This is a genomic window from Piscibacillus halophilus (assembly GCF_900110685.1).
Classification (GTDB): domain Bacteria; phylum Bacillota; class Bacilli; order Bacillales; family Alkalibacillaceae; genus Piscibacillus; species Piscibacillus halophilus.
This window is the reverse complement of sequence record NZ_FOES01000069.1, coordinates 1-6,585: the sequence shown is the minus strand read 5'-3', so window position 1 is coordinate 6,585 and position 6,585 is coordinate 1. Positions and strand designations below refer to the sequence as shown.

6 protein-coding genes are annotated in these 6,585 nt (G+C 38.8%); 4 read left to right on the top strand and 2 right to left on the bottom strand.

Going from position 1 to position 6,585, the window contains the following annotated elements; all coding sequences use genetic code 11:
• The first annotated feature begins 209 nt into the window (after positions 1 to 209).
• Positions 210 to 1,418 carry a methionine gamma-lyase gene (gene megL / locus BMY57_RS15595; protein ID WP_091776323.1) on the top strand — a complete coding sequence of 403 codons (1,209 nt, stop codon included), beginning with the start codon at positions 210 to 212 and terminating at the stop codon, positions 1,416 to 1,418.
• Positions 1,419 to 1,667: 249 nt separating this feature from the next.
• On the opposite strand, the gene BMY57_RS15590 is transcribed toward megL, so the two are convergent.
• Positions 1,668 to 2,105 (bottom strand): DUF6376 family protein, encoded by a 438-nt coding sequence (locus BMY57_RS15590; RefSeq protein WP_091776304.1) that lies wholly within the window; start codon positions 2,103 to 2,105, stop codon positions 1,668 to 1,670.
• 174 nt (positions 2,106 to 2,279) lie between these two features.
• Between BMY57_RS15590 and kynU the strand changes: the two genes are divergently transcribed.
• Together kynU and kynB are read left to right on the top strand one after the other, a co-directional pair.
• Positions 2,280 to 3,554 carry a kynureninase gene (gene kynU / locus BMY57_RS15585; RefSeq protein ID WP_091776301.1) on the top strand — a complete coding sequence of 425 codons (1,275 nt, stop codon included), beginning with the start codon at positions 2,280 to 2,282 and terminating at the stop codon, positions 3,552 to 3,554.
• Between the two features lie 12 nt (positions 3,555 to 3,566).
• Complete coding sequence (gene kynB, locus BMY57_RS15580; protein ID WP_091776298.1) at positions 3,567 to 4,181, top strand: arylformamidase; 615 nt, start codon at positions 3,567 to 3,569, stop codon at positions 4,179 to 4,181.
• A gap of 101 nt (positions 4,182 to 4,282) precedes the next feature.
• Here kynB and kynA read toward each other — a convergent pair whose 3' ends face one another.
• Positions 4,283 to 5,110 (bottom strand): tryptophan 2,3-dioxygenase, encoded by an 828-nt coding sequence (gene kynA, locus BMY57_RS15575; protein ID WP_091776295.1) that lies wholly within the window; start codon positions 5,108 to 5,110, stop codon positions 4,283 to 4,285.
• Positions 5,111 to 5,266: 156 nt separating this feature from the next.
• Here kynA and cysK point away from each other — a divergent pair, with 156 nt between their 5' ends.
• The gene (gene cysK, locus BMY57_RS15570; protein ID WP_091776292.1) at positions 5,267 to 6,196 is read left to right on the top strand and encodes a cysteine synthase A; all 930 of its coding nucleotides are present in this window, start codon (positions 5,267 to 5,269) and stop codon (positions 6,194 to 6,196) included.
• Positions 6,197 to 6,585: the final 389 nt, after the last annotated feature.

Below are 6,585 nucleotides of genomic sequence, written 5' to 3'. Positions count from 1 at the left end.
TATTATTAAGGTTGTGATAGACATAAATTATTGAGATATCTATTTATTAACCTAAAAAAGCTTGTAGAAAAACACGGGGTTTCTCTACAAGCTGCGGAGGTCTTTAATGAAAAGGCCTCCGTTTTCTTTTTTACAAAACTATAGGAAAGCGCTTTCAAAATTTATGTTACAATAATACACATAGAGTAATAGATATTGTTTTAAAGGGGATGGAAAACATGAAGGAAAGACGGTTTGAAACGGAAGCAGTCCATGTTGGGTATGATTCAAAAGAACATTTAGGTAGTTTATCGACACCGATCTATCAGACATCAACATTTACGTTTGAGTCTGCCGAACAAGGTGAGCGTCGATTTGCAGGTGAAGAGGACGGTTATATTTATAGTCGCTTAGGTAATCCAACTGTCACAGCACTTCAAGATCGGATTGCTAGGTTGGAAAATGGTGAAGCTGGCCTCGCCTTTGCAACTGGAATGGCGGCTGTATCAGCGACATTAATTAAACTAACTAAAGCTAATGAGCATATCTTATGTTCTCAAGGACTTTATGGTTGTACGTTTGGATTATTATCCATCATGGAGGAAAAATACAACATTCAGTCTGATTTTATATCGATGGAAAACGAAGAACAGATTCGAGAACACATCTTGCCTGAAACAAGTGTGATCTATGTGGAAACACCGATCAATCCAACGATGAAGATTATTGATTTAGAAATGGTAGCTCGCGTGGCTAAGGAATATGATATTCCAGTAGTCGTAGATAATACATTTTCAAGCCCTTATTTACAACGTCCAATTGACTTAGGCTGTGATATCGTCATTCACAGTGCAACTAAGTATATTGGTGGACACGGTGATGTTGTAGCTGGTTTAGTCGTTGGAAAAGAAGAATTTATTTCAGATATGGCCATGACCACACAAAAGGATATTGGAGGACAGATGTCTCCATTTGATGCATGGTTACTTTTACGTGGTTTAAAAACGCTATCGCTTCGAATGGATCGCCATTCTCAAACAGCTGAAACAATTGTCGGACACCTTAAGGCACATCCAAATGTAGACAAAGTTTATTACCCGTTCGATCCGGACCATCCAGACTATCACATTGCGAAAAAACAAATGCGCTTAGGAGCAGGTGTCATCTCTTTTAAAGTAAGAGGCGGCAAAAAAGAAGCCCAAAACTTCTTAAACCAACTATCATTCTTAAAAATTGCGGTGAGCCTTGGCGATGCGGAGACAATCATTCAACATCCTGCCACTATGACTCACGCCGTAATACCTGAAGAAACACGTGAAAAAATGGGAATTTCAAACACATTAATCCGAATGTCATGTGGATTAGAAGCTTGGGAAGATATATGGGAAGATTTAAAACAAAGCCTTGATCAAATTGAAGTGGCTGAAGCGACGTATTAAAAAATGAGCTTGATACTATAAACCCCGAACTATAAAAATAGTTCGGGGTTTTGATGTGAATTCACTCAATTCTCCTATTATTCCGGAGGATGAAGTTTCGCCAATTTCGAATGACGTTTCGCTAATTTTTTACTAACTCTCGCTAATTGACTAGGTTTTTTCGCTGAACTTAAAAAATGTTTCGCCAATACGGTAGTGGGTTTCGCTAAAAAAGGCTTTCCTTTCGCCAAAACAACTGAAATACTTATTCTAATTCATAATTTCATCTATTTGATCTTTATAAGACTTAAGTTCGGATAACGACTTCGCAATCTCTAGATTTTCAAAAGCCTCCGGATTAAATTCACCTTGATCCATTTGGCGGTTCGCCTCATCAATAGCTTCTAAAATCTGATCGTTATGTGATTCAATTTCTCCATGAATTCCACTCGCCACACTTGGGGGTTCAATCTCATTAAAAGCTTTGACTTCCGCTTCTATTTCATCTATCAAACCTTTGATATCTTGTAAATCTTGTTCGGTTAACTGATCTTTATTCATATAGGTTGATACATCATCCTGATAACCTACCATTGTACCAACATAATCTTTCGTTTCCTTACCGTAATCAACGGTTTGGTTCACTTCATCTATAATCCCACATCCAGCTATAAAAACTAAACTGATGACCATAATTAAAGCTCTCAATATGCCATCTCCTTTTCTATTTTTTAATCTATTATATGATGGTCTCATATCTCTATTCATTATATCCTATTTCTTAAATTCGAAACACGTTTCATAGATTAAAGGCAATCATTTTTACTTATGTATAAGTTGGAACCAGACTTTTATGGTATATTGTCATTAGGAGGGATTCGGATGTTTAAACCTACGGAAGATTTCGCAAAACAACTAGATCAAAACGACGAACTTAGTCGTTACAAAGATGAATTCTACTTAAACGAAGGTCAGATCTATATGGATGGCAATTCACTCGGTCTATTATCAAAGCGAGCTGAAAAAAGCCTATTAGATGTACTTGATGCCTGGAAAATACACGGAATAGACGGTTGGACGAAAGGTGAACACCCTTGGTTTTATTTGTCTGAACACCTAGGTGAAAGAGTTGCTCAACTAGTAGGTGCGAAAGCAAAAGAAGTGGTCGTCACTGGGTCTACCACAACAAACTTACACCAATTAGTCTCAACGTTTTATCAACCTGAAGGGAATCGTACGAAAATATTAGCCGATGAGCTTAATTTCCCATCTGATATTTACGCATTAAAAAGTCAGTTAAAACTACACGGACTTGATCCTAATGAACACTTAATACGGGTTAAAAGTCGCGATGGAAGAACGTTAAACGAAGAAGACCTCATTGAGGCAATGACAGATGAAGTCGCACTCGTTATCTTACCAACTGTTTTATATCGCAGTGGCCAATTACTAAACATCGAACGTATCACCAACGCTGCTCACGAACGAGGTATTAAAATCGGTTGGGATGCTTGTCACTCAATTGGAGCCATTCCACACGATTTCCACGACTTAGGTGTCGATTTTGCTTACTGGTGTCATTACAAGTACGTAAACAGCGGACCCGGCGGTGTGGCAGGTTTATTTGTTCATGAAAAACATTTCGGTACTGAGCCAGGGCTTGCGGGGTGGTTCGGCTCTGATAAAACAAAACAATTTGACATGGAACATGATTTCACTCCCTCAGAATCTGCCGGTGCCTTTCAAATCGGTACGCCGCACTTACTTAGTGTAGCCCCGTTGATCGGCTCGTTAGAATTGTTTGAGGAAGCAGGAATTAATGCAATTCGTCAGAAATCTCTCAGAGCAACTGAGTATTTAATGTATTTAGTGAATGAGTTTTTATCAGATTTCAATTTTACAGTCGGAAACCCAACAGACGATGCTCGTCGTGGAGGACATGTATGTTTAGAACATGCAGAGGCCGCAAGCATTTGTAAAGCTTTAAAAGCAAATGGAGTCGTGCCCGATTTTCGCGCACCTAATGTCATTCGATTAGCACCTGTTGCTTTTTACGTTTCTTATCAAGATGTCTACAAAACCGTTAAGATCATTAAAGATATTATGGAGAATGAGATTTATAAGCAATATAAAAACGAACGCGATGTCATTGCATAAAGGAGTGACCATATGATTATTGATATTTCAAGGTTATTGAATACAAATACACCGACTTGGCCAGGGGATACGCCTTTCTCCTACCAGCTAACATGGTCACAGGAGGAAACGGGGTCCGTTAATGTCGGTCAAATCACGACCAGCTGTCATACAGCTACCCACGTCGATGCCCCTTTTCACTTTAAGGATCGTGGCATGACGATTGAACAACTGCCTCTTGAAATCTTTGTCGGTGACGCCTTAGTTGTGGATGTGACGACTAAAGGAGAAATCACGATTCAAGATTTCGATGGGTTAAATTTAAAGGATGTTCGAAGAGTACTACTCAAAACGGACACTTGGACCAACGATTTGTTTCCTGAAACGATACCAATAATTGATCCTGAACTCGGTCCATTTTTCTTAGAAAATGGCATTGAACTTCTTGGAGTGGATTTACCATCCGTTGATCCGTTAGATAGTAAAACATTAGACACTCACCATTCATTACTAAAAAATGGTGTGCATATTTTAGAGGGATTAAACTTAACAGACGTAGAACCAGGTCTTTATCGTTTAACGGCTCTTCCTTTAAAAGTTGAAGGAGCAGACGGAAGTCCTGTGCGTGCCATTCTTGAAACACTATAAAAATTTTTTCTATTTTTATAGGTCTCAACTCATTTTTGATAGGTTATACTTTAAAATTTAAAAAAGCTGCCCCATTGACTTTCTGGGACAGCTTTTTCATCTTATAATTTTGTACGAACGTTCCAAAGCTCTGGGAAGAAATAATGATCAAGTACTTTCTTGAGATAACCAACGCCAGAGGATCCGCCTGTACCAACTTTATGTCCGATAATACGCTCAACTGTCTTCATATGACGGAAGCGCCATTGTTGCATCCAGTCTTCGATATCCACTAACTTCTCTGCTAATTCATATAAATCCCAGTATTGATCAACATGACGATAAACCTCAATCCATGCCTGTTCCACACTTTCATTCGCTTCATACGTTTTCGTTAAGTCACGTTCCAACACTTCTGAATCAATCTCAAAACCGGCTTTCGCAAGAGCTTGAATCGCTACATCATATAATCCCGGTGATTCATAGGCTTCTTTTAACCGTGCATCCAGTTCCGGATCTTTTTCATAAATTTTTAATACATGTGGCGTCTTATATCCTAATGCGAACTCAACTAAACGATATTGATAAGACTGAAAACCCGAAGCCTGTCCCAAATGTTCTCTAAACTCTAAGTATTCTGCAGGAGTCATCGTTGCTAGTACATCCCACGCTTGTATGATTTGGCTTTGAATTTTAGACACGCGCGCTAACATTTTAAACGCACCATCATAATTTTCGGATTGAATAGCCTCTGTCGCTGCATGAATTTCGTGCAACGTTAACTTTAACCACAGCTCACTTACCTGATGAATCACGATAAATAACATTTCATCATGGTGACCCGATAAGCGGTTTTGAGCATTTAAAATTTTATCTAAATCTAAATAGTCGCCATAAGTCATTCGTTCTTTAAAATCAGTATGGATTCCTTTTTCATCTTTAAATGTCATGGCTCCCTCACCTCTACTTTTTCTTTTATATTAACACATAAAACCATTCCATCATTAAGATGCTATAATAGAAATGTTAAGGATTTGAATTCACCTAATTCCTATTGATAAACTAAGATTATGTGAAAAATGATCACAAATAAGGGATGTGAAAATATGCGTGTTGTTAATAATATAGCTGAGCTCATCGGAGATACACCTTTGGTAAAACTCAATCGATTAAGTCCTGCCAATGGTGCAGATGTTTACTTAAAACTAGAACTTTTTAATCCGAGCGGTAGTGTTAAGGACCGTGCCGCTTATAACATGATTGTGGAAGCTGAAAAAGAAGGGCTTTTAAAAGAAGGTTCAACCATCATTGAGCCAACGAGTGGTAACACAGGTATTGGTCTTGCGATGAACGCCGCAGCTCGTGGCTATAAAGCCATTCTTGTCATGCCAGACACGATGACGAAAGAACGAATCAACCTACTAAAAGCCTATGGTGCAGAAGTTGTTTTAACGCCTGGCGATCAAAAAATGCCAGGCGCAATTGAAAAAGCCAAACAACTATTAGAAGAGATTCCAAATAGCTTTATGCCGATGCAATTTGAAAACGAAGCGAATCCAAACGCTCACCGTTACACAACAGCGAAAGAAATAAAAGAAGCGATGGATTACCTTGGAAAACCTCTATCCGCATTTGTTGCAAGTTCTGGAACGGGTGGAACCGTAACCGGGACTGGTGAAGAGCTTAAAAAAATATATCAAGATCTAACCGTACATGTTGTAGAACCAGCTGGCTCCCCTGTTTTATCTGGTGGTAAACCAGGTAAACACAAACTCGTTGGTACGAGCCCAGGTTTTATTCCAGACACGTTAAATTTAGATGTTTGCGATGAAATCATTAAAATTGAGGATGACCAAGCTTATGATGTGACTCGCCGTCTTGCTCGAGAAGAAGGCATTTTAGTTGGTCCTTCTGCAGGCGCGACCACTTATGCTGCCATTGAAGTCGCTAAACGAAAACAACCAGGCGACATCATCGTTGCCATCGCTCCTGATACAGGTGAACGTTACTTATCTGGAGATCTATTTGATTTTTAATAAAAGTCACTCCCGCTAAATGTGAACTATACCCCAGTTAGTGGACTAATTAAAAAAAGTTCCTAACTGGGGTTTTGTTATGTTGATTATCTCTCATTGTTATAATGAAATTAGTCATAACTAGGACGATTTATCAAAAGAATTTTATGATCTGCCGCAGTGGAAATACACTTCGCTTTCCACGGGCACGGCTTCAACTTCCCAAAGTTCACTAACGTTCACTTTGGGTGATTTTCAGCTCGTGCTGTTCCCGTAGGAGTCTCGTGTATTTCTACTGCTGGTAAGGATTAACGATAAAGAGGTGTTTAAACATGAGTAATACAATTTTTAATGCTAAACAAATGGACCTACTTGAACAAAACCCAAACGTCAATAAAGTCTCAGATCGT